1 protein-coding gene is annotated in these 1183 nt (G+C 68.9%); it reads left to right on the plus strand.

Annotation, left to right across the window (positions count from 1 at the left end):
* Positions 1–138: 138 nt before the first annotated feature.
* Positions 139–966: an HpcH/HpaI aldolase/citrate lyase family protein gene (locus ACWDU1_RS32465; protein WP_450004237.1), complete on the plus strand. Its 828-nt coding sequence runs from the start codon at positions 139–141 to the stop codon at positions 964–966.
* The last annotated feature ends 217 nt before the right edge of the window (positions 967–1183 follow it).

Below are 1183 nucleotides of genomic sequence, written 5' to 3' on the forward strand. Positions count from 1 at the left end.
CCCTGGGTGGGGCCCGCCCGGTTCTGGAGCGACCAGAGGGAGGGAGCGCAGCGACCGACCGGCGGGAGTGCAGAACCGGGATGTCAGGGCCCCACCCTCGAGTGCCGGAGGCGCTCCCAAATTACAGAGGAAACACCGATGACCAACAGCCCGGATCCCACCTGGCAATCCCCCGGTCCGGCGTGGCTGTTCTGCCCCGCCGACCGCCCCGAGCGCTACCGGAAAGCCGCGGACGCCGCCGATGTGGTGATCCTCGATCTCGAGGACGGCGTAGCACCCGCCGACAAACCCGCCGCGCGCAAGGCCCTCGTCGATACCCCCCTCGACCCGGAAACCACCGTGGTGCGGGTCAATCCGGCGGGCACGCCCGAGCACGACCTCGATCTGCAGGCCCTGCGCGAAACCTCCTACCGGCTGGTCATGCTGCCGAAGACCGAGTCCATCCACCAGGTCACCGGCCTGTCGGAGTACCAGGTCTTCGCATTGATCGAATCTCCGCTCGGCGCACTGGCCATCCAGCAGATCGCCGCCGCGCCCAATACGCGCGGCGTGATGTGCGGAGTGGAGGATCTGGTGGCCGCCATGGGCGGCACCGGCACCCGCCGCGCCGACGGCACCTACCGCGATGTGGCGCGGCATCTGCGCAGCACCGGCCTGCTCGCCGCCAAGGCCCACCAGCGCCTCGCCCTGGACATGGTGTACCTGAACATCAAGGATCTCGACGGCCTGCGCGCCGAGGCCGAGGACGCCGTCGCGGTGGGTTTCGAGATCAAGGTCGCGATCCACCCGTCCCAGCTCCCGGTCATCCGCGCCGCCTACGCCCCGTCGGATGACGAGATCGCTTGGGCCCGAGGCGTTCTGGAGGCCGCACCCAACCATCGCGGCGTATTCGCCTACGACGGCAAGATGGTGGACGCCCCCCTACTCCGTCACGCCGAACAACTGCTACAACGAGCCCGCCCATGACCACCCCGCCGTTTCACGCCCCACACAACCATGTGTCCGAACACCCCCCAGAACCGGTCAACCGACCACTACAGTGACGAAGGCCCGCTCACCCCACACGCATTTCCCCTCTCCCCGATGGTCGCACCCATGGGCGGGGCCCGCCCCGGTTCTGGAGCGACCAGAGGGAGGGAGCGCAGCGACCGACCGGCGGGAGTGAAGAACCGGGGTTAATAGG

It is taken from the genome of Nocardia sp. NPDC003345, assembly GCF_053589395.1.

Excerpts from the sequence above, each read along its gene's own strand:
- ACWDU1_RS32465 (WP_450004237.1), top strand. The coding sequence starts at position 139 with ATGACCAACAGCCCGGATCCCACCTGGCAATCCCCCGGTCCGGCGTGG.